We start from the raw sequence: 23,343 nt of genomic DNA, 5'->3' as shown, positions 1-23,343 counted from the left end.
TTGAACTGGCCGGTCACATTTAAGCACTCCCGAGCCGATTCGCCTAAGGCAACAGGTCCTCAAGACGGCCGCGCAAGCGTTGCGGCAGGTTCTCCTGGATCTCGATCACGGCCCGCGCAATTGCGCTTTGGAAGCCCTCCACGCCTGCCGACCCATGGCTTTTCACCACAATGCCCTGCAACCCCAGAAAGCTCGCGCCATTATGGCGCGCCGGGGCCAGGTCAGCCTGCAAGCGACGCATCAGCGGCAGCGCCAGGGCACCGACCAGGCGCGATGCCAGGTTCTGCTTGAACAACGCGTCGATACGCGTGGCGATCATGGTTGCCAGGCCTTCGCTGGATTTGAGCAGGATGTTGCCGACAAACCCGTCGCACACCACCACGTCCGCCTCGCCGCGATACACGCCGTCGCCCTCGACAAAGCCGATGTAGTTAAGGCCCCGCGCGCCTTGCAGCAATGTGGCGGCGAGCTTGACCTGCTGGTTGCCCTTGATGTCTTCGGTGCCGATGTTCAACAAGGCCACACGCGGGCGAGCCACGCCAAGCGCTTCGGCGGCCACCGAGCCCATTACGGCGAACTGGAACAGATGCTCGGCGCTGCAATCGACGTTCGCGCCCAGGTCCAGCAACTGGCAATAGCCTTTTTGCGTCGGAATCGCCGCCACCATCGCAGGCCGGTCAATGCCGGGCAGCGTCTTGAGCACAAACCGCGACAACGCCATCAGTGCCCCGGTATTGCCGGCACTGACACACGCCTGCACCTTTCCATCACGCAGCAGCTCCAGGGCCACACGCATCGAAGAGTCGGGTTTGCCACGCAGGGCCGTCGCCGGCTTGTCATCCATGCTGATGGTTTCGCTGGCCGGCGTAATCGTCAGGCGCGCGCGATCCACCGCCGGATGGCTGGCAATCAGGTCTTCAAGTAAGGAGGGTTGACCGACGAGGGTCAGGTGCAGCGAGGGCGTTGCTGACAGGCTGGCAATGCAAGCCTGAACAATGCTGCGGGGACCGAAGTCCCCGCCCATTGCGTCTATCGCGATGACTAGAGCAGACAAGTGATTACTCGTCAGCGCCCTTGTCGATCACTTTACGGCCACGGTATACGCCTTCTGGCGATACGTGGTGACGCAGGTGAACTTCACCGGTGGTCTTTTCTACGGACAGGGTGCTAGCCTCAAGAGCGTCGTGCGAACGGCGCATGTCACGGGCGGAGCGGGATTTTTTGTTCTGCTGAACAGCCATAATTGATTAACTCCTAAACGTTTGGGTCACGCTTTAACTGCGCCAATACACTGAACGGGTTGGACCGCGTTACCTCGTCCTCGCTCGGTTCGGGCTCGTCATCGAGGCCCGCCGGCTGCTGGCATTCTTCCGGATGATGAGCAGGCACAATGGGCAAGGCGAGCAGAAGCTCCTCCTCGATCAGTGCATGCAGATCCAAAGGATCTTCGCCCAGTTCCAGCACGTCATAACCTTTCGGCAACGACTGGGTATTCGCACCCTCCTTCACCACAGCATAACTGCACTCGCTGTGAATCGGCAGGGTGACCAGCTCAAGACAACGCTGGCAAACCATTTTGACTTCGGTGTCGATAAAGCTGTGAATAACCACAGATTTACGTTCATCTCGTTCAAAAACGAATTTGGCCTGCACCGTACCGACAGTGTCGGAAAGCGGGTCGCAGAGTCTCTCCAAATTGGCCAGCAGCAACTCACCTTGAAGGGAGGTGCCACGATCAGCCAATTTGCGCGGGTCAACGTGAGGTGGAATCGGGTCATTCAACATAGGCGCAGCATTATAGGGATGCACCCAGCCATGTCAAAGGAAATTCGGCCCTGTGCGTCAGCCGGTCGCCCCGCTAGAATCCCTGGCTGCCTTGAGGAGACGCCCATGCTGCCTTTATTACTTGCATCCAGCTCGGTTTATCGCCGGGAATTGCTGAGCCGCCTGCACCTGCCGTTCATCTGCAGCTCGCCGGACATCGACGAAAGCCACCACGCAAATGAATCTGCCGTCGAGCTGGTCAAGCGCCTGGCCGAACAGAAAGCCCGCGCCCTGGCCGCCAGTCACCCTGGGCATTTAATCATCGGTTCCGACCAGGTGGCCGCGCTCGACGGACAAATCATCGGCAAGCCTCACACCTTCGAGAACGCCCGCGAGCAACTGCTGGCGGCCAGCGGCAAGCGCGTCAGCTTCCTCACCGGCCTGGCTCTGCTCAACAGCAAGACGGGGCACTGCCAGGTGGACTGCGTACCTTTCACCGTACATATGCGGATATTGGACGCCGGGCGCATCGAGCGCTACCTGCGGACCGAGCAGCCGTACGACTGCGCGGGCAGCTTCAAGGCCGAGGGTTTGGGCGTGAGCCTGTTCCAGAGCACCGAAGGGCCGGATGCGACCAGCCTGATTGGGCTACCGCTGATCCGCTTGGTGGACATGCTGCTGGCTGAGGGCATGCAGATCCCTTAAGCCCATCACACAACCAAATGTGGGAGCGCGCTTGCTCGCGAAAACGATGTATCAGTCACTGATGTGCTGATTGAACCACCGCATTCGCGAGCAAGCCCGCCCCCACATTTTGAGCTATGCCAGCCTCAGGACTTCAGCGCAGGGACGGCCCCTGGAAGCCCATGTACAAGGCCAGCTTCTCAGCCACACTTGAACCAAGTCGCTTGGAGAACCGATCGAACGGCGACTCCTCGACGGTGAAATCCACCAATTCCTTCTCGCCAATCACATCCCGGGCCACCGAACTGGCACTGCCCAGTCCGTCGATCAAGCCCAGCGGCAATGCCTGCTCGCCCGACCACACCAGCCCGGAGAACAGCTCTGGATGATCCTTGTCTTTCAGACGCTCGCCACGCCCCTGCTTCACGCTGGCGATGAACTGACGATGAGTGGTGTCGAGCACCCCCTGCCAGAACTGTGTTTCATCCGCCTTTTGCGGCTGGAAGGGATCAAGGAACGCCTTGTGCTCGCCCGAGGTATAGGTACGACGCTCCACCCCCAGCTTCTCCATGGTGCCGACAAAACCATAACCGGCTGCCGTCACGCCGATGGAACCTACGAGGCTCGCCTTGTCGGCGTAGATCTGGTCTGCGGCACTGGCGATGTAATAGGCACCGGAAGCGCCCAGGTCAGAAATCACCGCGTACAGTTTGATATACGGGTGCAGGCCGCGCAGACGACGAATCTCGTCATACACATAACCCGACTGCACCGGACTGCCGCCCGGGCTGTTGATGCGCAGGATCACACCCTTGACCTTGGGGTCCTCGAACGCGGCACGCAGGCTGCTGACGATATTGTCGGCGCTGGCGGACTCCTTGTCGGCAATCACCCCACGCACCTCGATCAGGGCGGTGTAGCTGGCGCCACGGGTCGCGCTTTTCTCCATGTCCACCAGCGGACTGAACAGTGCGAGCATGGCAATAAGCCAAACGAACGTCAGCAGCTTGAAGAAAATCCCCCAACGCCGCGCCCGGCGCTGCTCCTGGATACTGGCCAGGAGGGTTTTCTCCAGCAGCTTCCAGCTCTTGTCATCACGGCTATTGCCTTCAGCCTTTTCGGGCGCTTTCCACTCGTCACTCATGCCATCAACCCCAGCAAAGACTTATTGGGCCCGACTGAGCCAGGCCTGCAATTCAGAAAAATGATCAATCGTCAGCCTGGGCTCATATTGCTGCAAGGCCTCGGCCGCCTGGGCGCCATAACTGACCGCCACACTGTCCATGCCAGCATTGCGCGCCATCATCAGGTCGAAAGAGGCATCCCCCACCATCAAGGCCTGGCGTGGCGATACACCGCAATGGGCCAGGATCTGCTCCAGCATCAGAGGATGAGGTTTGCTGGCAGTTTCATCGGCGGCGCGGGTGATATCGAAATAATCTTCCCAACCGTGCGCCTTGAGCACCCGATCCAGCCCGCGACGAGCCTTGCCGGTGGCGACCGCCAAGTGGTAGCCCTGGGCACGGAACGCGTCCAGGGACTGCACGACACCGTCGAACAGCGGCGAAGGCGTGGCCTCCAGGGCGATGTAGTGATCGGCGTAGTGGTCCCGGAATGCAACCAGTTCAGCATCGCTGATCTCGGGGTACAAGGTGCGAATGGCCTCGGGCAAGCCGAGGCCAATGATGCCCTTGACCGCGTGATCGGTGCACAGCGCAAATCCCGAACGGGTCGACGCGGCGTGCATGGACTCGACAATGCGGCCAATGGAATTGGCCAGGGTGCCGTCCCAATCGAAAATCAGCAGTTTGTAATCAAGGTGCGACACTCAAACGCTCCACGGTCTTGGCCCACATCTCATCGACCGGCGCCTGCAGTTTCAATTCGCCACCATCGGGCAGCGGCACGGTGAGCATGTAGGCGTGCAGAAACAGCCGCTTGCCGCCCAGGTCGCGGATTTCCTTGGAGAAATCCTCGTCGCCGTATTTGGTATCGCCGGCGATGCAGTGGCCCGCGTGCAGGGTGTGCACACGAATCTGGTGGGTACGGCCAGTCACAGGTTTGGCCTCGACCATGGTGGCAAAGTCACCGAAGCGGCGCAGCACCTTGAACAGGGTCAGGGCTTCTTTGCCCTCCTCGTCCACCTCCACCATGCGCTCGCCAGAACGCAGGTTGCTCTTCTGCAACGGCGCCCGGACACTCTTGATCGAGCTGGCCCAGTTGCCGCGCACCAGCGCCATGTAGCGCTTGTCCACGCCATCGCCACGCAGGGCGGTGTGCAGATGGCGCAACATGCTGCGTTTCTTGGCGATCATCAGCAGGCCGGACGTGTCGCGGTCCAGGCGATGGACCAACTCCAGCTCCTTGGCGTCCGGACGCAACTGACGAAAGGCTTCGATCACGCCGAAATTCAGGCCGCTGCCGCCGTGAACCGCAATGCCACAAGGCTTGTTGATCACGATCAGCTTGTTGTCTTCGAAGACAATCGAGGCTTCCAGGCGCTGCAGCAACCCCTGCGCCAAAGGCACGGGCTCATCACGCTCCGGCACGCGAACCGGCGGCACACGGACGATATCGCCCGCCTGCAACTTGTACTCGGGCTTGATCCGACCCTTGTTCACCCGCACTTCACCTTTACGCAAGATGCGGTAAATCAAGGTCTTGGGCACGCCTTTGAGCCTGGCCAGGAGAAAATTGTCGATGCGTTGGCCGGCATATTCCGGCGAGACCTCGAGCAGCTGGACGCTGGGGGTCTGGGGGGCGGTAGTCGTCATGGCGGCGATGATAACAATTTTTTATGGAATTGAAGCACTTAATCATTGCTGCTATAGTCGCGAACGCCGCCAAAAGCGGCCTGGACAGAGGACATGCGGCAAACTGCCGGCCCTGACCATCGCAATTCATCAGGACGCGAGGCCGTCCTACGGGGCTTTTGCCACCCTGGAAGGCTCGAGATTGTAACAAGCGCAGGTGACATGAGGCCTGAAGCGAGTGCAGAAAGCAGAGTGAATACTCGCGTTTTGCGCCGATATTTACGGCCAGTTCACAAAGTGCAGTCAGTCTGGAGCCAGACCACGGCGAATGCTTCGGAAACAACGCCTGTTAAGAGCTGAGTGAGAGCGCAATCGCCCACACCTAGTCTTGTTTAGCCATGAGCGTGTACTCCCCATTGGAGCACACGGTAAATGCCAACCCGCTGCGGATTCTGCGCGCGGCAGCACCCGAATTATCAGGGATACGTGTAGGGTGGAGATGCACAACCGTCGGACCGTGTAGCACTAGGCTTATATTTAGACGCTTCATCTCGTCCACAGTCGCCGGTTGATTCCTCCTCCTGACCTTAGCTTTTGTTGAAGTGGTGCCTTTGTCACCACCGCTAACAAGCAGGACGCGTCCGTCGCGATACCGGCCCACATTGGCGGGTTTTGCTGGACACTGGAGTGGCCAACCACTCTTGACGCACCTGACACCGACCGTGAGAAGTCGTGTGTGCCGAACGCCGTTTCCGGCAGCCCGGAAACCGACGGTACAACATGAAAAGAATGCTGATTAACGCAACTCAACCCGAAGAGTTGCGTGTTGCACTGGTAGATGGCCAACGCCTCTACGACCTGGACATTGAATCCGGTGCACGCGAGCAAAAGAAGGCCAACATCTATAAAGGCCGTATTACTCGCATCGAACCAAGCCTTGAGGCTGCCTTTGTCGATTTCGGCTCCGAGCGCCACGGCTTCCTGCCCCTCAAAGAAATCTCCCGCGAATACTTCAAGAAAGCCCCCGAAGGCCGCGTGAACATCAAGGACGTCCTGAGCGAAGGCCAGGAAGTCATCGTCCAGGTCGAAAAAGAAGAACGTGGCAACAAGGGCGCCGCCCTGACCACCTTCATCAGCCTGGCAGGCCGTTACCTGGTCCTGATGCCGAACAACCCACGTGCCGGCGGCATTTCCCGTCGCATCGAAGGCGAAGAGCGCAATGAACTGCGTGAAGCGCTGAACGGCCTGATCGCACCGGCCGACATGGGCCTGATCGTTCGCACTGCAGGCCTGGGCCGCAGCAGCGAAGAAATGCAGTGGGACCTCGACTACCTGCTGCAACTGTGGACCGCCATCAAAGAAGCGTCCCTGGATCGTTCCGCGCCGTTCCTGATCTACCAGGAAAGCAACGTGATCATCCGCGCCATCCGCGATTACCTGCGCCAGGACATCGGCGAAGTACTGATCGACAGCGTTGAAGCCCAGGACGAAGCCCTGACCTTCATCCGCCAGGTGATGCCGCAGTACGCCAGCAAGATCAAGCTGTACGAAGACAGCGTTCCGCTGTTCAACCGTTTCCAGATCGAAAGCCAGATCGAGACCGCTTTCCAGCGCGTGGTCGAACTGCCTTCCGGTGGCTCCATCGTGATCGACCCGACCGAAGCCCTGGTGTCCATCGACATCAACTCGGCGCGTGCGACCAAAGGCAGCGACATCGAAGAAACCGCCCTGCAGACCAACCTGGAAGCGGCTGAAGAAATCGCCCGCCAACTGCGCCTGCGTGACATCGGCGGCCTGATCGTGATCGACTTCATCGACATGACCCCTGCCAAGAACCAGCGCGCCGTGGAAGAGAAAGTCCGCGAATGCCTGGAAGCGGATCGTGCCCGCGTGCAAGTCGGCCGCATCTCGCGCTTCGGCCTGCTGGAAATGTCCCGTCAGCGCCTGCGTCCATCCCTGGGCGAGAGCAGCGGCATCGTCTGCCCGCGTTGCAACGGCACCGGCATCATCCGTGACGTTGAATCGCTGTCCCTGGCGATCCTGCGCCTGATCGAAGAAGAAGCCCTGAAAGACCGTACCGCCGAAGTCCGCGCGCAAGTGCCGATCCCGGTTGCCGCGTTCCTGCTCAACGAAAAGCGCAATTCGATTACCAAGATCGAACTGCGCACCCGTGCCCGCATCGTCATCCTGCCGAACGATCACCTCGAGACGCCGCACTTCGAAGTGCAGCGCCTGCGTGATGACAGCCCGGAAGCCCACAGCGGCCAGTCCAGCTACGAAATCGCCGCTGCCGCTGCCGAAGTGGAAGAAGTCCAGCCAGCCGCCGCGACCCGCACCCTGGTTCGCCAGGAAGCTGCCGTCAAGACCGCGCCAGCCCGCGCCAACGCGCCGGTTCCGACCGAAGCCGCGGCTCCGGTTGCCGCGCCAGCTGCCCTGCCTGAGCCAAGCCTGTTCAAAGGCCTGGTGAAGTCGCTGGTGAGCCTGTTCGCCACCAAGGAAGAGCCAGCCGCGCCGGTAGTGGTTGAAAAACCTGCCTCCGAGCGCCCAGCGCGCAACGAGGAGCGTCGCAACGGTCGCCAGCAGAGCCGCAACCGCAACGGCCGTCGTGACGAAGAGCGCAAGCCGCGCGAGGAACGTGCACCGCGTGAAGAACGCGCCCCACGTGAAGAACGCGCACCTCGCGAAGCCCGTGAAGAAACCCCGACCGTAGAACGTGCACCGCGTGAAGAACGCGCACCGCGTACTCCACGTGCTCCGCGCGAAGACCGCAAGCCACGTGGCGAGCGTGAAGAACGCGTGCGTGAACTGCGCGAGCCACTGGACGCCGCGCCAGCCGTTGCCGGCGCTGCCGTTGCTGCTGAAGAGCGCCCGGCTCGCCAGCCGCGTGAAGAGCGTGCACCACGTGAAGAACGTCAACCTCGCGCACCGCGTGAAGAGCGTCAACCACGTGCCGAACAGGCTGCTGCCGCCAGCGAAGAAGAAGTACTGACCGGCGAAGAGCAACTGCAGGAAGACGGCCAGGAAGGCGCCGAAGGCGATCGTCCACGCCGCCGCTCCCGTGGCCAGCGTCGTCGCAGCAACCGTCGTGAGCGTCAGCGTGATGCCAACGGCAACGTGATCGAAGGCTCGGAAGAGACCGGCGAAAACGCAGAAGCCGCTACCAGCGAACCAACTGGCGCCGAACTGGCTGCTGGCCTGGCCGTTACCGCTGCCGTTGCCAGCTCGGTCATCAGCGCCCCGGCTGAAGCCCAGGCTCACGAGCAGGCTGAACGCGCGACTGCCGCTGTCGAAGAAACCGCCGCAGTGCAAGCACCTGTTGCCGAGACGCCAGTCGTTGAAGCACCGGTGGTTGAAGCGCCGGTTGCTGAAACTTCCGTCGTCGAAGCACCGGTTGTAGAAGCCACCACCCCAATCGAAGCGCCGGTCGTTCCGGAAGTGGAAGTTGCGCAGGCTCCTGAAGCCCAGCCAGAAGTTGAAGTGGCCGCGGTTGAACCCGCACCGGTAGTTGAGCCCCAGCCAGTGGTTGAAGCCGTTGTTGAAGCACCGGCTGTCGAAGCAGCGCCAGAAGTACGTGAAGCTCGCGAAGTTCGTGAAGAACAGACCGCCTTCCAATGGACTGCCGAACCTGCCGCTCCGGTTGAAGCGCCAGAACCTGCCCCAGTGGTAGAAGAAGCGCCAGCACCGGTTGCCGAAGTCGTGGTGGCTGAGCCAGCCCCAGTGGTCGAGCCAACTCCGGTCGTTGAGGCTGCGCCAGTGGTTGAAGCGCCGGTGGTAGCCGAAGTTGCTGCGCCAGTGATTGAAGCTGCGCCGGTCAGCGCCCTGACCGAAAACGGCCGTGCGCCGAACGACCCACGTGAAGTGCGTCGTCGTCGCAAGGAAGCTGAAGCCGCCGCAGCAGCTGCAGCGGCACAGGAAGCAGAACACGAGAGCAAACCTCTGGCCTGATTCCCGCAGTGACTAAAAAGCCCCGCCTGAGTGATCAGGCGGGGCTTTTTTATGGGTGACTGGTTTGCGGCTTGGGATACCCTTCAACGGTAGGCGTTGGCTTGGCGGCGCCTACCGTTGGAGTGGGGTGAACATCAAAGAACCTGGCAGGTCGACATCCCAGAGCACGCCGGGATCATCAACAGAGACTTCACACACCGTCGCCTGGGCAAACAGCGGCTTGGCCCCGCGATCACCGGTCAACGCCATCAGGCCCGGCGCGAACGCCTGGTCAAACGCCACAGGATGCCCATACTGCCCATCCTGCATTGGCACGCTGATGCCACCCTCCTCCAGCGCATCGATGACCTGCTCAATGCTCGACGACCGGATAAACGGCATATCACCCAGCACCACCAGCCAGCCCTTCGCCGAGCCACTGGCCGCAACCGCAGCGGCAATACTGTCGCCCATGCCAGCCGAGCGCAGCAGCAATACCTTGCAACCGTAGGTTTCTGCCAGGCGAATCACTTCAAGGCGGTCCGGCGACGTCACCACCCAACGCTCCACCACATCATCCGGCAGATTCACCAGCACCTGCTCGATCACCGGCCGCGTCACACGATCCAGCCCGACGCAATCGGCCAGCAATTTATCCTGATCAGCCCCCGCCACGGCGCGAAAGCGACTGCCCTGCCCCGCCGCGAGCACAATCGCCGTGACGGTCACTCAGCAACCACCGGCAATGGCTTCTTCTGCAGTGGCGCCACACCGTTCTTGATCGCGACAATTTCCGCCATCAGCGACAACGCGATCTCCGACGGAGTGTGACTGCCAATATGCAAACCAATCGGCCCATGCAGACGCGCAATCGCCTCGGCAGACAGTCCCAGCGCGGCCAGGTTTTCGCGCCGCTTCTGGCTGTTGACCCGTGAACCCAGCGCGCCAATGTAGAACGCGCTGGAGTTCAACGCTGTCAGCAACGCCATGTCATCCAGCCGCGGGTCGTGGGTCAGGCAGACGATGGCCGTGCGTTCATCCGTGTGGATATTGAGCACCGCTTCATCGGGCATGCCCGGCACGAAGCGACCGTGCTGCGCTTCCCAGCCATAGACGAATTCATCACGCGGGTCGCAGATCAGCACCTCGAAATCCAGCAAGCGCGCCATCTCTGCCACATAGCGCGACAGCTGCCCGGCGCCGATCAGCAGCAGGCGCCAGCGCGGGCCGTAGATGGCCCGCAAGCGCTCGCCGTCGAAGGTGACCCCGTCGGTCTTGCTTGCGCTGCTCAAGGTGACGTTGCCGCTGGCCAGGTCCAGCTCACGCGCGACGATCTGATGATCTTCACAACGCGCCAGCAGCTCAGACACCCACGCCCACTCACCCACACGCTCCTCGGTCAGGCGCAAGGTGCCACCACACGGCAGGCCAAAACGCGCCGCCTCATCGCGGGTAACGCCGTAGGTCACCAACTGGACCGGCGGCCCGTCCGCTGGCAACCGACCATCCTGCAGGCGCGCAATCAAGTCATCCTCGATGCAGCCGCCCGACACCGAGCCGATCACCACCCCATCGCCTCTCAGCGCCAGCATGGCACCTGGCGGGCGCGGCGCACTGCCCCAGGTTTGAACAACGCTATATAACACTACCTGCTGCCCGGCACGGCGCCATTCGAGCACGCTGCGCAGGACATTCAAATCAACACTGTCCACATATCCTCCCGCACGCGCTCCAGCGCAAATGCTCACTTGATGATCGCATGTAGATCGTGCCGCGCGACGCAAATTTCATCCGCAAAGCCCCATCCGACCAAATAGGCTTTTAAATAAAAACAGGCCTCATCGGCGCGTGATGAAGTGCTCACTTAATCTAAATCAAAACCCGCTGAAAATGACCTTGCAGAAACGCAAACGCCCCGAACCAGTCGGGGCGTTTGTGGGTAGCGGTTGGCGTCAGGTCACGCCATCAGCCGCTTACTTGACGACAGGAGCCGGGCCTTCGGCCACGCCCAGGTCGTCGATTTCGCGGGTTTCCGAAATACCGGTACCGCCGGAAGCCAGTTCGCTTTGCAGCTTGTCGGTGTCCAGTTCCTTGACCCACTTGGCCACAACGATGGTGGCAACGGCGTTACCAACGAGGTTGGTCAGCGCACGGGCTTCGGACATGAAGCGGTCGATACCCAGGATCAGCGCCAGGCCGGCAACCGGCAGGTGGCCTACGGCCGACAGGGTCGCAGCCAGTACGATGAAGCCCGAACCGGTCACGCCTGCAGCGCCTTTGGAGGACAGCAACAACACCAGCAGCAGGGTGATCTGGTGCGTGATGTCCATGTGGGTGTCCGTCGCCTGGGCGATGAACACGGCAGCCATGGTCAGGTAGATCGACGTACCGTCAAGGTTGAACGAGTAGCCAGTCGGGATAACCAGGCCTACCACAGACTTCTTGGCACCCAGGCGCTCCATCTTGATCAGCATGCGTGGCAGTGCGGATTCGGAGGAGGAAGTACCCAGGACGATCAGCAGCTCTTCACGGATGTAGCGAATCAGTTTGATCACGCTGAAACCGTGGGCGCGGCAGATACCACCCAGCACCACCAGCACGAACAGGATGCAGGTGATGTAGAAGCAGATCATCAACTGGCCCAGTTGCACCAGGGAACCTACACCGTAGGCACCGATGGTGAACGCCATGGCGCCCAGGGCACCGATTGGCGCGAGCTTCATGATCATGTTGATGATGTTGAACATCACGTGGGCGAAGCGATCGATGAAGTCCAGGACAGGCTTGCCGTAGGCACCCAGGCGGTGCAAGGCGAAACCGAAGATCACCGAGAACATCAGCACTTGCAGGATGTCGCCGTTGGCGAAGGCGCCGACGATGGTGTTAGGGATCACATTGAGGATAAAGCCGACGATGCTCTGGTCTTTACCGGCAGTGACGTAGGCGGCCACTTTCGAGGCGTCCAGGGTCGCTACGTCGATGTGCATGCCGGCGCCCGGTTGCACGACGTTCACCACGATCAGGCCGATCAGCAGCGCGACGGTAGAAACGATTTCGAAGTACAGCAGCGCATAGCCGCCGGTTTTGCCGACCGATTTCATGCTTTGCATGCCAGCGATGCCGCTGACAACGGTGCAGAAGATGATCGGGGCGATGACCATTTTGATCAGTTTGATGAACCCGTCACCCAGTGGCTTGAGGGCCACACCGGTCTGCGGGTAGAAGTGACCGAGCAAAATACCGATAACGATTGCAACGATCACCTGGAAGTACAGGGATTTGTAGATTGGCTGACGAGTCGTCATTGCAAAGTTCCTCAATCGTCCCGTGTGGCAAATATCCGCCATTGCCCACGACACTTGAATTGCGAACCCTCCTGCACTGGAGGGATTTGTTGTTTGCGAGGCCTATGGAATCCTGGCCTGCGCTGTACTCCTTATCGCAAACGCCGTGCCACTTTGCTGAAAAACCTTGAAGGCCTTTAGACATTAGGGCTCGGGGGTTCCAGGCTTCCCTCGAAGCAGCGAATCAAGTGGCGGATTTCCGCCCACTCATCCAATCCCGTCCTACAATTTGGCGGATATCCGCCTTGTGACCCCTTCCGGGGATGGCTACCATCCGCCCTTCAATGGACGAGGTCTTCGCATGCGTGAACGTACCATCGCGAGTCATTACGCCCGGGCGGCCCTCGGCGGTGCGCGTCGGGTCGGTTACGACTACTCGGGCCTACTGGCGCAGGTGGGCATCACCCCGCAATTACTGACCGAACCCCGTGCCCGCATTGCGCCGGAACAATTCACCCGGCTGCTGCAGATGCTCTGGCGGGCGCTCGACGACGAATACCTGGGGTTCGCCGACGGCCCAAGCAAACGCGGCACGTTCGCCATGATGTGCCACGCACTGATCCACTGCCGCACCCTGGAAAAGGCGCTGGAACGCGGCTTACTATTTTATAGCCTATTCCCCCAGGGCCCGCGCTGGCAGCTGACACGCGAAGGCGATATGGCTCGATTGAGCCTGGACGACTCGCCGTTATGGGACCCGGACCATTTCCTCAGTGAATGCCTGCTGGTGATCTGGCATCGATTGGGCAGTTGGTTGATCGGCCAACGCATCCGGCTGCACCAGGCCACGTTCAGCTACCCAATGCCGGCTCACGCCAGCGAATATGACCTGCTGTTTCCCTGCACCCTGGTGTTCGGTGCTCCGAACAGCAGCCTGGTGTTCCCCGCGCGCTATTTGAATATGCCGCTGTTGCAGGATGAGCGCACACTCAAGCACTTCCTGGAGCGCTCGCCCGCCGACTTGCTCTCTCGGCCAGACGAAGGCGACAGTTTAAGCAGCCAATTGCGGCGCTTGCTGAGCCGCGACCGCACCCCCTGGCCTGACCTGGAGACCGTCGCCCAGCATCTGCATATCAGCCCACAGACCCTGCGCAGGCATTTGCGCGAAGAAGGCACCAGTTTTCAGGCACTCAAGGATGAGCTGCGGCGAGACATCGCCATCTATCATTTGGGCCGGGCGGATTTGTCATTGCAGGAGATTGCCGAGCAGTTGGGGTTTTCCGAACCGTCGGCGTTTCATCGGGCGTTCAAGAAGTGGACGGGATTAACGCCGGGGGCGTATCGCGCGCAGGAGAGTTAGAGGGATGTTGTCTGGACTGGCCTCTTCGCGGGCAAGCCCGCTCCCACATTTTGACCGGGTTCACACATAGTTGATGTGCGCACCCAAACCCACTGTGGGAGCTGGCTTGCCTGCGATGACGCCGGCACAGCCAATGAAGGTCAAACGGCCGGAAAGTACCACCCCAACATTCTGACCGGGTTCACGCATAGTTGATGTGTGCACCCAACCCACTGTGGGAGTTGGCTTGCCTGCGATGAGGCCGGCACAGCCAATGAAGGTCAAACGGCCGGAAAGTGAATCTTGAAGGCAGCCCCGCCTAACGGCGAATCCCCCAGGGTCAGCCGCGCGCCGTAGCTTTCAATAATATCCTTGACCACGGCCAAGCCAATCCCTTGCCCCGGATGCTGGCGGTCCAGTCGTTCTCCCCTTTGCAGGATTCGCGCACGCTGATCCGACGGCACACCGGGGCCGTCGTCTTCGATGCACAACTCGGTGCCTTCCAGGCTTTCCACCAGGCTGATGCGCACCTCGCTCAGGCACAGGCGGTAGGCGTTTTCGAGCAGGTTGCCGAGCAATTCCAGCAAGGCGCCCTTCTCGATCGGCACATCGCACTCCTCTGGCAGTTCGAAGGTTACCGTGACGCGTTTGTCGCGGTACACCTTGTCCAGCGTATCGCACAGGCTTTGCAACACCGGCGCCAGGCGCACCTGGTGGCGCACCAGGCCGCTTTTGCGCAGGCTGGCGCGCTGCAACTGGTAGCTGATCTGCTGGCTCATGCGCTCGATCTGCGATTGCAGCACCCAGGCCTGGTCGCGGTCTTCCGGGCGCTGGGCCATGTCTTCGCTCACGCCTTGCAGTACCGCGAGCGGGGTTTTCAGGCTGTGGGCCAAGTCGTCAAGGGAATCGCGGTAGCGGGCACGCTGCTCACGCTCACTGTGCAGCAAGCGGTTGAGGGAGCCGGTAAGGCGCAACAATTCTCGCGGGTGTTGTTCGGAGAGGCTCTCGCGGGTGCCACCTTCGATCTGGTCGAGTTCCTGGCTCAGCCGCCGCAGCGCTTGCAAGCCCCAGGTCAGGCCCAGCCACAGCAGGGTCAGCAGCACCAGCAACGCTGCGCCAAAGCCCAGGTAGAGGTTTTCGCGCAAGCCTTCGAGGGTCAATTGGTATTCGCGCACCGGCTGCAGGGCGACGATACTGAACGCCGCGCTCTTGCCGCCCAGCAGCTTGACCTCAACGTCATACACGAAGAATTCCTGGCCATTGGCCTCGCGAATCCGCGCAAACTCGTTGCCCCGCCCGTCATAGCGCGGTTTGTAATTGATGTTTTCTTCCTTGGTCGCCCGCGAACGCCACACCAGATGGCCTTCACGGTCATAGATATACCCGAGCAGGCGGCTATCGGTGAGGTTGAAGCGCTCGTCCGGCAACTGCGCCGGCATCTGCAGGCGGTTGTTTTCGACCCGCGCGGCGGAGATCAGGGTAGTGACATCCGACGCCAGGCGCTGCTCGATGGAGTCCTGCAACGCCAGGCTGAATGCCCCCTGCATGGCCGGCAACAAGCCCAGCATGAACAGCACGGCCAGGGTGGCGGCCGCCAGCATCAAGCGCACGCGTAGCGAGCGAATCAACGGCAGCGCTCATTGAACAGGTAGCCCAGGCCACGCACGGTGTCGATCGGCTTGAACCCGCCCGGGCCTTCGAGCTTGCGGCGCAGGCGACCGACCAGCACTTCGATCACGTTCGGATCACGCTCGTCGTCGTCAGGGTAGAGCTGTTCCATCAAGCGATCCTTGGCGACCACTTGTTGATGATGGCGCATCAAGTATTCGAGGATGCGGTATTCATACGCCGTCAACGCCAGCGGTTGCTCCTCGAGGGACGCCTGCTTGCGGTTGAGGTCCAGCAGCAAGGGGCCAGCCACGATGGTCGACTGGGTAAACCCGCTGGAGCGACGCAGTAAGGCGTTCATCCGCGCCTCCAGCTCTTCGAACTGGAACGGCTTGACCACATAATCGTCAGCGCCGGCAGCCAGGCCCTCGACCTTGTCCTGCCAGTTGCCGCGGGCGGTGAGGATCAGGATCGGGAAGGTCTTGGCCTGGCTGCGCAGTTGGCGGATCAGGTCCAGGCCGCCCATGCCCGGCAAACCCAGGTCGATGATCGCCAGGTCATGATTGAACTGGCCCGTCTGGTACAGGGCTTCCTCGGCATTGGCCACGGCCTCGACCACGTGCCCGCTGTCGGTCAGGCGGGTAAACAGGTGATGACGCAGCAGCGCCTCATCTTCCACCACCAGCAATTTCATAAGGCTCTCCAAAGCAAATCAACTGTCCGACAGAGGGATATCATAGCGGCCCTGCAGGTCTTGCGGGCGCAGTTTAATGCCATTGAACTGCCCGGTCAGGTGTTCATAGCCAACGCGGTAGCCCGGTTGCGGGGTGACCAGGCCCAGGGACTGGCCCCAGGGCGTGGGTTGGCTGCCAGCCTCTTCGAAGCTGACACGCTGGATCAAGGTGCTGGACTTCTTGGTTTTCTCGCTGCCGAATGCGGCAAAGGCACCGTCAGCGGCCTGGGCCCCGGCAGTGGCACTGAGCATGGTTAACGCCAACATCAGCTTTTTGATCGCAGTCATGGGGTTACCTCTACGCGTTTGGCTGTAGGCACTGGTGTAGGTCCAAGGCTACGCAGGCGCCCCTGAACTTCTCCTGAACAGGCTCTGAACCTCACCTGAACCGCAGCGGGCTATCCTCGCGCCCATCAACTCGGCAAAATACCGCCCATGAATCCCCTACCCGCTTGCTGCACCCCACTCGACGCCCATTGGCCCCTGCCTGAACCCTTGCCGGGCGCAGTGTTTCTCAGCACGCGTTTTGACCCGGCCCTGTTAACGGCAGGCGACTTCCAGCGCAGTGCCGTGCCGCCCCCGGCCAGCATCCAGCGCTCGGTGGCCAAGCGCCAGGCCGAGTTCCTGGCTGGACGGCTGTGCGCCCGCGCCGCCCTGCAGCAACTCGATCACCTCGACTGCATCCCCGCGATCGGTGAAGACCGCGCGCCGGTGTGGCCCGCGCATATCAGCGGTTCCATTACCCACAGCACCGGGCATGCCGCGGCGATTGTCGCGTACAAGGCGCAATGGCGTGGGCTGGGGATGGACCTGGAGAACGTACTGAGCCTGGAGCGGGCGGAGCGCTTGGCCGGGGAAATTCTGACGGCCGATGAGCTACAGCGCATGGGCGCCTTCCCGCGTGAGCAGCATGCCCTGCTGGTGACGCTGACGTTCTCGGCCAAGGAGAGCCTGTTCAAGGCGCTCTATCCGATTGTGCAGAAACGCTTTTATTTCGAGCACGCCGAAATGTTGGAGTGGTCCGATTCAGGCCAACTGCGGCTGCGGCTGCTCACGGACCTTTCCAGCGAGTGGTGCCATGGCAAGGAACTGACCGCACAGTTTGCGGTAAAGGACGAGCAGCTGTTGAGCCTGGTGGCTATCGGCGCCTGATCCATCGCGAACGCGGCATCAGGATTTCTCCTGGTCCCGGGGCCAACTCAAGCTGAAACAGGCCCCACCCAAGTTATTGCTCTTGCTGATCAACGCCCGCCCGCCGTGCCAATAGATAATCCGCCGCACGATCGACAACCCCAGGCCATGGCCACCGGAGGCGCGAGTGCGGCTGTCGTCCAGGCGCAGGAACGGCGTGAAGATGCGCTCCCAGGCACTTTCCGGCACGCCGGGGCCGTCATCTTCGACATCGATGCGGCAGCGCACCTGGCCCACCTGATAACTGATCAACACCTGGCCCTGGGCGTGGCGCATCGCATTGCTCACCAGATTCTGCAGCGCACGGTGCAGGTAACGCGGCTCGGCATCGACCCAGGCGTCGTCCCAATGCGCGGATGACAGGCAAATACCCCGGGCCACGTTGACCTGCGGACGCAGTGGCGATAATTCGCCGATCACCTGATCGAGCAGGGCATTGAGGTCGACCCGCTGGAAATTCAGCTCCGGCGATCCCTGTTCCAGGCGTGCGTAAGTCAGCATTTCGTCCACCAGGCCGTCTAGGTCCTGGATATCGCTGTCCATGCCTTCCAGGTATTTGCGCCGCGCCTCGGCGGTGGTGGCATCGCCGACCATCTCCAGGCCGAAACGCAGGCGCGCCACCGGCGTGCGCAACTCGTGGGACACCGCGCGCACCAGTTCGCGCTGGATCGCCAGCAACTGCTGCAAGTGCTCGGCCATGCCATTGAACGCCGCGGCCAGGCGCCCCACCGAGTCGGCGCCGCGAGCCGGCACGCGGACTTCCAGGTTGCCCTTGGCGATGCGGGTGGCAGCAGCTTCCAGGCCGCGCAGCCGACGCTCAAGCTGGCGCACCAATAGGTAGACGATCAAACCGATCAGGGTCAGGCTGATCAAGGCGATCAGGATCAGCCATTGCGCCGGATAAGGGTTCATTTGGTACAGCGGACCGATTTCCAGCACCCACGGCGTACCGACCATGCCGGCGAACACGCGGATCGAATCACCGCCCTTGCCCAAGGCCATCACCGTATCGCCTTCCGACACGCGGCGGCGCTGATCTTCGTCCATGTCGGCCTGGTCGAGGGTCATCAGGTGCATATCAAAGCCGAACCCCTTGGCTTCTTTTATAGCCGCCAGGCGTTGCGGCTGCTCGGCCACCGGGAAGCGCACCAATTCGTCGGCCAGCAGGTAAATAGTCGCGCGCGCCAACTGTTCGCTGATCTGCTGCACTTCGCCGGTGAGCACCCACTGCTCCTGATTACTGACCAGGCGCAGCACCCGCGCGGCATGCGGCCCGGTCTGCTCCACCAGCACCTGGCCACGTTGCAGTTGATTGCGCTGGCTCAAGTCCAGTTGCGCATCGGCCAGCGGGCGCAATTCCAGCGGGATTCCCAGCAAACGCTCCCACACCGCCAGGGCACGCTGGCGCTCGATGGGGCTCATGGGTTGCAGGTTATCGCCCATCAACGCGAAGGTGCCGTGGGCCAGACGCTCGCGGTACTGGCCGCTGCGCACCTCGTTGAGCAGGTGCAGGGCCAGTACCCCAAGCAGCGCGACCAGGATCAGCGCCGCGCACATGCCGCCGTAGATGCGCAGGAAGATCGAGTTCACAGCGGCATGTCGGCGGCGGCTTCGGGGACGAACAGGTAGCCTTTACTGCGAATGGTCTTGATCAGCCGCGGGTGGATCGGGTCGTCGCCGATTTTCGGGCGAATGCGTGAAATGCGCACATCGATCGAACGGTCCTGGCCGTCGTAGCCGATGCCGCGCAGGGCGATGAAGATTTCTTCGCGCGACAGAATGCGCCCGGCGTTCGCCACCAGCAGCCACAGCAGATCGAATTCGGCGCTGGTCAGTTCGATACCGTCATTATTCAGCCAGGCCTCGCGCAGGGCATTGTCCACCACCAAGGGGCCGAATTGCAGGCGGCGCTGGCTCTCCACGGCAGCTGGCTCCGCCGGTTCGCTGCGCCGCAATAACGCCTGGATACGCGCCAGCAGCAAGCGTGGGCGCACGGGTTTGCACACGTAGTCGTCGGCGCCCATGTCCAGGCCCAGCACTTGGTCCATGTCGTCGGTGCGTGCGGTGAGCATCAGGATCACGCCGTCATAGCGCTCGCGCACCTTGCGGCAGATGCTCAGGCCGTCTTCGCCGGGCAGCATCAGGTCGAGGATCACCAGGTCTGGCTGTTCGGCGATGATGCGCGCCGCCGCCTGGGCACCATCGCCCTCCACCGACACCCGCAGGCCGTTGCTCTCCAGGTACTCGCGGGTCAACTCGGCCAGCCGTTCGTCATCCTCGACGATCAATACCTGCCAGGCTTCATGCTCCATGCGTGATCCTCGTTTTTATATAGGGAGGGAATCGTCAGCCAATGACGTCAAATGTGGGAGCGGGCCTACCCGCGATGGCGGCGTTTCAGTCAATGCATCGGTGACTGACGCACTGCAATCGCGGGCAAGCCCGCTCCCACAGGTTTGATCGTTGCCCGGCCACCTTATTTGTAATGTTTTGAGGGCATAACATACCGATTGTAGCCATGAGCCAGTCCCCAAACACAAGCCGGGAAATCCATTCGGTGATCGCCTTTTTTTGTGATAGGGTTCGCGCCCTCAAAAATCCAACCTGCTGTTTTTACCTTGGAATATTCGGTGACAAACGGCCTAATCCAGCAGCAATGCGGCCTACACGGCTGTTCCACGTTTCATACACATTTTACCCACAGCGTTATCCACAGGTAGTGCGTTGCTAAGCCCCCCAAAACGCATTATCTTGTAGCTCGGCGCTAAAAAAACCCTACATGTAGGGTTTTGGGCGAAAAAACCAAACACAGATCAGACAAGAAACTCAAGCCCTTTCTTGCTCTTGCTTGGTTGAACCAAAGCATTTTTTCAAAGACCAAACCGCGCACGCGGATGGCAGCCGTTTTCACGCTCCAACAGCGCAAAACGGTACGGGTGTTGCAGTGCTTGAACCTGGCAACTGTCACCCATCAGGAATACGGCCAAGGGCGATTCAGCCCCGAACCGAAGACTTCGGCATGGAAGCGGCGCGAACAGCTCCCTTCCTCCTGTCCCGAAGTTGTTATGCCAGGCCCCAGGCCTGCTGTAAGTGCTTCAGGACGGAACGGTGGGCACCGTGATGGTGCCCAAATAAATATAGAATGTGGAGACAACCCCCCATGCAAACCGACACAACTCGCGAGAACCCGCAGGGCTCCGTGCCGCAGGCCGCTGATTCGAACCTGGATCTGTCCGCCACTGCACCCGGCCAATTGCGCGTGATCAAGCGTAACGGCACTGTCGTTCCTTACACCGATGACAAAATCACCGTCGCCATCACCAAAGCGTTTCTTGCAGTTGAAGGCGGTACCGCTGCCGCTTCGTCGCGCATCCATGACACCGTTGCCCGCCTGACCGAACAAGTCACCGCGACCTTCAAGCGTCGCATGCCCTCGGGCGGCACCATCCACATCGAAGAAATCCAGGACCAGGTCGAACTGGCCCTGATGCGTGCCGGCGAGCAGAAAGTCGCCCGCGACTACGTGATCTACCGTGATTCGCGCGCCAAGGAACGTGCCGTGCGCTCCCCGGCTGACGAAGCCTCCGTGCAAGCTCACCCGTCGATCCGTATTACCCTCGCCGACGGCAGCTTTGCTCCGCTGGACCTGGGCCGCCTGAACACCATCATCACCGAGGCCTGCGAAGGCCTGGAAGAAGTCGATGGTGACCTGATCCAGCGCGAAACCCTGAAGAACCTGTACGACGGCGTAGCCCTGACCGACGTCAACACCGCCCTGGTGATGACCGCCCGTACCCTGGTTGAACGCGAGCCGAACTACTCGTTCGTGACCGCGCGCCTGCTGATGGACACCCTGCGTGCCGAAGGCCTGGGCTTCCTGAAAGTCGCCGACAGCGCCACTCACCATGAGATGGCCGACCTGTACGCCAAGGCCCTGCCGGCCTACATCGCCAAGGGTATCGAATACGAATTGCTGAACCCGGTGCTGGCCACCTTCGACCTGGAAAAGCTCGGCAAGGCGATCAACCACGAGCGCGACCAGCAGTTCACTTACCTGGGCCTGCAAACCCTGTACGACCGTTACTTCATCCACAAGGACGGTATCCGCTTCGAACTGCCGCAAGTGTTCTTCATGCGCGTCGCCATGGGCCTGGCGATCGAAGAGAAGCACAAAGAAGACCGTGCCATCGAGTTCTACAACCTGCTGTCGTCCTTCGACTATATGTCGTCGACCCCGACCCTGTTCAACGCCGGCACCCTGCGTCCACAGCTGTCGAGCTGCTACCTGACCACCGTGCCGGACGACCTGTCGGGCATCTACCACGCGATCCACGACAACGCCATGCTGTCCAAATTCGCCGGCGGCCTGGGTAACGACTGGACCCCGGTGCGTGCGCTGGGTTCGTACATCAAGGGCACCAACGGCAAGTCCCAGGGCGTTGTACCGTTCCTCAAAGTCGTGAACGACACCGCCGTTGCGGTCAACCAGGGCGGCAAGCGCAAAGGCGCTGTGTGTGCCTACCTGGAAACCTGGCACATGGACATTGAAGAGTTCATCGAGCTGCGCAAGAACACCGGTGATGATCGTCGTCGTACCCACGACATGAACACCGCCAACTGGATCCCAGACCTGTTCATGAAGCGCGTCTTCGATGACGGCAAGTGGACCCTGTTCTCGCCATCCGAAGTTCCAGACCTGCACGACCTGACCGGCAAGGCCTTCGAAGAGCGCTACGAGTACTACGAAGCCCTCACCGAGTACCCAGGCAAGGTCAAGCTGTTCAAGACCATCCAGGCCAAAGACCTGTGGCGCAAAATGCTGTCCATGCTGTTCGAAACCGGCCACCCATGGCTGACCTTCAAGGACCCGTGCAACCTGCGCAGCCCGCAGCAGCACGTAGGCGTGGTCCACAGCTCGAACCTGTGCACCGAGATCACCTTGAACACCAACAAGGACGAGATCGCCGTTTGCAACCTGGGCTCGATCAACCTGCCGAACCACATCGTCAACGGCAAGCTGGACACCGCCAAGCTGGAGCGCACCGTCAACACCGCCGTTCGCATGCTCGATAACGTGATCGACATCAACTACTACTCGGTACCACAGGCGCAGAACTCCAACTTCAAGCACCGTCCGGTCGGCCTGGGCATCATGGGCTTCCAGGACGCGCTGTACCTGCAGCACATTCCTTACGGTTCGGACGCTGCGGTCGAGTTCGCCGACAAGTCCATGGAAGCGGTCAGCTACTACGCGATCCAGGCTTCCTGCGACCTGGCCGACGAGCGCGGTGCCTACGAGACGTTCCAGGGTTCGCTGTGGTCCAAAGGCATCCTGCCGCTGGATTCGCAACAGATCCTGATCGAAGCCCGTGGCCAGAAGTACATCGACGTTGACCTGAACGAATCCCTGGATTGGGCGCCGGTACGTGCCCGTGTGCAAAAAGGCATTCGTAACTCCAACATCATGGCCATCGCACCGACCGCCACCATCGCCAACATCACTGGCGTGTCGCAGTCGATCGAACCGACCTACCAGAACCTGTATGTGAAATCGAACCTGTCGGGCGAATTCACCGTGATCAACCCGTACCTGGTTCGCGACCTGAAAGCCCGCGGCCTGTGGGACTCGGTCATGATCAACGACCTGAAGTACTACGACGGTTCCGTGCAGCAGATCGAGCGCATCCCGCAAGAACTCAAAGAGCTCTACGCGACCGCCTTCGAAGTGGACACCAAGTGGATCGTTGACGCGGCCAGCCGTCGTCAGAAGTGGATCGACCAGGCCCAGTCCCTGAACCTGTACATCGCCGGCGCTTCGGGCAAGAAGCTGGACGTGACCTACCGCATGGCTTGGTACCGTGGCCTGAAAACCACTTACTACCTCCGTGCCCTGGCCGCGACCAGCACCGAGAAGTCGACCATCAACACCGGCAAGCTCAACGCTGTTTCCAGCGGCGGCAACCACGGTGATGATTCGGTCCTCGCCGCTCCAGCCGGCCCGGCCCCAGTGCCAAAAGCCTGCGCGATCGACGAGCCGGACTGCGAAGCTTGCCAATAAGCTGA

At 61.1% G+C, this 23,343-nt stretch carries 19 protein-coding genes; 5 read left to right on the top strand and 14 right to left on the bottom strand.

All coding sequences use genetic code 11. From position 1 onward, the window contains the following. Positions 1–43: 43 nt before the first annotated feature. The 3 genes from plsX to CQ002_RS09655 are packed head-to-tail and all read right to left on the bottom strand — an operon-like array spanning position 44 to position 1,785. On the bottom strand, positions 44–1,054 hold the full coding sequence (plsX, locus tag CQ002_RS09665; protein WP_080758310.1) for a phosphate acyltransferase PlsX: 1,011 nt from the start codon (positions 1,052–1,054) through the stop codon (positions 44–46). 4 nt (positions 1,055–1,058) lie between these two features. Next, positions 1,059–1,241: a 50S ribosomal protein L32 gene (gene rpmF / locus CQ002_RS09660; RefSeq protein WP_003179396.1), complete on the bottom strand. Its 183-nt coding sequence runs from the start codon at positions 1,239–1,241 to the stop codon at positions 1,059–1,061. 13 nt (positions 1,242–1,254) lie between these two features. Next, entirely contained in the window at positions 1,255–1,785 is a 531-nt protein-coding gene (locus CQ002_RS09655) for a YceD family protein (protein WP_034108362.1), read from the bottom strand. 105 nt (positions 1,786–1,890) lie between these two features. Here CQ002_RS09655 and CQ002_RS09650 point away from each other — a divergent pair, with 105 nt between their 5' ends. After that, a complete protein-coding gene (locus CQ002_RS09650; RefSeq protein WP_034108364.1) occupies positions 1,891–2,469 on the top strand; it encodes a nucleoside triphosphate pyrophosphatase in 579 nt (192 codons plus the stop codon). Between the two features lie 133 nt (positions 2,470–2,602). On the opposite strand, the gene CQ002_RS09645 is transcribed toward CQ002_RS09650, so the two are convergent. From CQ002_RS09645 to rluC, 3 genes are read right to left on the bottom strand one after another with little or no spacing between them, the layout of a single operon-like run. Further along, on the bottom strand, positions 2,603–3,592 hold the full coding sequence (locus CQ002_RS09645; RefSeq protein WP_105162749.1) for a S49 family peptidase: 990 nt from the start codon (positions 3,590–3,592) through the stop codon (positions 2,603–2,605). Between the two features lie 21 nt (positions 3,593–3,613). Further along, positions 3,614–4,276 (bottom strand): HAD-IA family hydrolase, encoded by a 663-nt coding sequence (locus tag CQ002_RS09640; protein WP_034108368.1) that lies wholly within the window; start codon positions 4,274–4,276, stop codon positions 3,614–3,616. Further along, entirely contained in the window at positions 4,263–5,222 is a 960-nt protein-coding gene (gene rluC, locus CQ002_RS09635) for a 23S rRNA pseudouridine(955/2504/2580) synthase RluC (RefSeq protein ID WP_033901273.1), read from the bottom strand. The genes CQ002_RS09640 and rluC overlap by 14 nt, the downstream gene beginning before the upstream one ends. A 768-nt stretch (positions 5,223–5,990) precedes the next feature. On the opposite strand from rluC, the gene rne reads away from it, so the two are divergent. Continuing rightward, positions 5,991–9,146: a ribonuclease E gene (rne, locus tag CQ002_RS09625; RefSeq protein ID WP_177431160.1), complete on the top strand. Its 3,156-nt coding sequence runs from the start codon at positions 5,991–5,993 to the stop codon at positions 9,144–9,146. A 111-nt stretch (positions 9,147–9,257) separates the two neighbouring features. Here rne and CQ002_RS09620 read toward each other — a convergent pair whose 3' ends face one another. The 3 genes from CQ002_RS09620 to CQ002_RS09610 all read right to left on the bottom strand — a co-directional run bounded on the left by CQ002_RS09620 (position 9,258) and on the right by CQ002_RS09610 (position 12,430). Further along, entirely contained in the window at positions 9,258–9,854 is a 597-nt protein-coding gene (locus tag CQ002_RS09620) for an NTP transferase domain-containing protein (RefSeq protein ID WP_034108371.1), read from the bottom strand. Further along, positions 9,851–10,837: an XdhC family protein gene (locus CQ002_RS09615; protein WP_034108372.1), complete on the bottom strand. Its 987-nt coding sequence runs from the start codon at positions 10,835–10,837 to the stop codon at positions 9,851–9,853. Before CQ002_RS09615 ends, CQ002_RS09620 begins: the two co-directional genes overlap by 4 nt. A gap of 261 nt (positions 10,838–11,098) precedes the next feature. After that, positions 11,099–12,430, bottom strand: coding sequence for a dicarboxylate/amino acid:cation symporter (locus CQ002_RS09610; protein ID WP_034108373.1), 1,332 nt, complete (start codon positions 12,428–12,430; stop codon positions 11,099–11,101). A gap of 340 nt (positions 12,431–12,770) precedes the next feature. On the opposite strand from CQ002_RS09610, the gene CQ002_RS09605 reads away from it, so the two are divergent. Next, positions 12,771–13,769, top strand: a complete 999-nt coding sequence (locus tag CQ002_RS09605) for an AraC family transcriptional regulator (protein WP_034108374.1) — start codon at positions 12,771–12,773, stop codon at positions 13,767–13,769. Between the two features lie 260 nt (positions 13,770–14,029). Here the strand turns inward: CQ002_RS09605 and CQ002_RS09600 are convergent, their stop codons facing one another. Genes CQ002_RS09600 through CQ002_RS09590 form a run of 3 tightly spaced genes read right to left on the bottom strand, consistent with a single transcriptional unit; the run spans position 14,030 to position 16,377 of the window. Further along, a complete protein-coding gene (locus CQ002_RS09600) occupies positions 14,030–15,376 on the bottom strand; it encodes an ATP-binding protein (RefSeq protein ID WP_105162751.1) in 1,347 nt (448 codons plus the stop codon). Further along, positions 15,373–16,050 carry a response regulator gene (locus CQ002_RS09595; protein WP_034108378.1) on the bottom strand — a complete coding sequence of 226 codons (678 nt, stop codon included), beginning with the start codon at positions 16,048–16,050 and terminating at the stop codon, positions 15,373–15,375. Before CQ002_RS09595 ends, CQ002_RS09600 begins: the two co-directional genes overlap by 4 nt. A gap of 18 nt (positions 16,051–16,068) precedes the next feature. After that, the gene (locus CQ002_RS09590) at positions 16,069–16,377 is read right to left on the bottom strand and encodes a hypothetical protein (protein WP_034108380.1); all 309 of its coding nucleotides are present in this window, start codon (positions 16,375–16,377) and stop codon (positions 16,069–16,071) included. Between the two features lie 147 nt (positions 16,378–16,524). Between CQ002_RS09590 and CQ002_RS09585 the strand changes: the two genes are divergently transcribed. Further along, complete coding sequence (locus CQ002_RS09585) at positions 16,525–17,241, top strand: 4'-phosphopantetheinyl transferase (RefSeq protein WP_105162752.1); 717 nt, start codon at positions 16,525–16,527, stop codon at positions 17,239–17,241. Between the two features lie 18 nt (positions 17,242–17,259). Here the strand turns inward: CQ002_RS09585 and CQ002_RS09580 are convergent, their stop codons facing one another. Both CQ002_RS09580 and CQ002_RS09575 read right to left on the bottom strand, forming a co-directional pair. Then, on the bottom strand, positions 17,260–18,870 hold the full coding sequence (locus CQ002_RS09580; protein ID WP_034108384.1) for an ATP-binding protein: 1,611 nt from the start codon (positions 18,868–18,870) through the stop codon (positions 17,260–17,262). Further along, complete coding sequence (locus CQ002_RS09575) at positions 18,867–19,592, bottom strand: response regulator (RefSeq protein WP_034108385.1); 726 nt, start codon at positions 19,590–19,592, stop codon at positions 18,867–18,869. Before CQ002_RS09575 ends, CQ002_RS09580 begins: the two co-directional genes overlap by 4 nt. 848 nt (positions 19,593–20,440) lie before the next feature. Between CQ002_RS09575 and CQ002_RS09570 the strand changes: the two genes are divergently transcribed. Continuing rightward, positions 20,441–23,338, top strand: a complete 2,898-nt coding sequence (locus CQ002_RS09570) for a ribonucleoside-diphosphate reductase subunit alpha (protein ID WP_098467243.1) — start codon at positions 20,441–20,443, stop codon at positions 23,336–23,338. Positions 23,339–23,343: the final 5 nt, after the last annotated feature.

It is taken from the genome of Pseudomonas sp. MYb13 (genome assembly GCF_002980075.1).
In the GTDB taxonomy this organism is placed as follows: domain Bacteria; phylum Pseudomonadota; class Gammaproteobacteria; order Pseudomonadales; family Pseudomonadaceae; genus Aquipseudomonas; species Aquipseudomonas lurida.
Note: the sequence above shows the minus strand (reverse complement) of the source record. Positions and strands in the feature narration are given on the sequence as shown.

Excerpts from the sequence above, each read along its gene's own strand:
- rpmF (WP_003179396.1), bottom strand. The coding sequence starts at position 1,241 with ATGGCTGTTCAGCAGAACAAAAAATCCCGCTCCGCCCGTGACATGCGC.
- CQ002_RS09655 (WP_034108362.1), bottom strand. The coding sequence starts at position 1,785 with ATGTTGAATGACCCGATTCCACCTCACGTTGACCCGCGCAAATTGGCT.
- CQ002_RS09650 (WP_034108364.1), top strand. The coding sequence starts at position 1,891 with ATGCTGCCTTTATTACTTGCATCCAGCTCGGTTTATCGCCGGGAATTG.
- CQ002_RS09645 (WP_105162749.1), bottom strand. The coding sequence starts at position 3,592 with ATGAGTGACGAGTGGAAAGCGCCCGAAAAGGCTGAAGGCAATAGCCGT.
- rluC (WP_033901273.1), bottom strand. The coding sequence starts at position 5,222 with ATGACGACTACCGCCCCCCAGACCCCCAGCGTCCAGCTGCTCGAGGTC.
- rne (WP_177431160.1), top strand. The coding sequence starts at position 5,991 with ATGCTGATTAACGCAACTCAACCCGAAGAGTTGCGTGTTGCACTGGTA.
- CQ002_RS09610 (WP_034108373.1), bottom strand. The coding sequence starts at position 12,430 with ATGACGACTCGTCAGCCAATCTACAAATCCCTGTACTTCCAGGTGATC.
- CQ002_RS09605 (WP_034108374.1), top strand. The coding sequence starts at position 12,771 with ATGCGTGAACGTACCATCGCGAGTCATTACGCCCGGGCGGCCCTCGGC.
- CQ002_RS09595 (WP_034108378.1), bottom strand. The coding sequence starts at position 16,050 with ATGAAATTGCTGGTGGTGGAAGATGAGGCGCTGCTGCGTCATCACCTG.
- CQ002_RS09590 (WP_034108380.1), bottom strand. The coding sequence starts at position 16,377 with ATGACTGCGATCAAAAAGCTGATGTTGGCGTTAACCATGCTCAGTGCC.
- CQ002_RS09585 (WP_105162752.1), top strand. The coding sequence starts at position 16,525 with ATGAATCCCCTACCCGCTTGCTGCACCCCACTCGACGCCCATTGGCCC.
- CQ002_RS09575 (WP_034108385.1), bottom strand. The coding sequence starts at position 19,592 with ATGGAGCATGAAGCCTGGCAGGTATTGATCGTCGAGGATGACGAACGG.
- CQ002_RS09570 (WP_098467243.1), top strand. The coding sequence starts at position 20,441 with ATGCAAACCGACACAACTCGCGAGAACCCGCAGGGCTCCGTGCCGCAG.